General features: G+C 67.9%; 1 pseudogene. It reads left to right on the top strand.

The window, feature by feature from the left end:
- Window positions 1–75: 75 nt before the first annotated feature.
- A pseudogene (locus SB751_RS28725) lies at window positions 76–349 on the top strand (hypothetical protein); the annotation flags it as partial.

Consider the following 349-nt stretch of genomic DNA (forward strand, 5'->3'; position numbering starts at 1 on the left):
GCGCGCGAGGTGTTATCGCGGCAATTGCTGGTCTGAGCGGCGCGCCGCGCACCCTGACGACTGAACTTCGAAACCATGCCCCCGAGCCAGGACGCACTGGAACAACCGGCTGAAGCGCACGCCGAAGCACGCGCCAACGCACCGCAAACCTCCGCGCGCGAAGTCCGCCGACGCGTCGCGAGCGCCTCGCTCGTGACGGCGTTCGAGATGTTCGACTTCACCGTGTTCGGCTATTTCGCGGCGATGATCGGCGCGAAATTCTTCCCGGCGGGCGACCCGATGACCTCGCTGCTGCTCGCCGTCGGCAGCTTCGGCGTGGGCGCTTTCATGCGGCCGCTTGGCGCGCTCG

Origin of the sequence: Cupriavidus sp. SIMBA_020 (assembly GCF_046535395.1) — a bacterium.
GTDB lineage: Bacteria > Pseudomonadota > Gammaproteobacteria > Burkholderiales > Burkholderiaceae > Cupriavidus > Cupriavidus campinensis.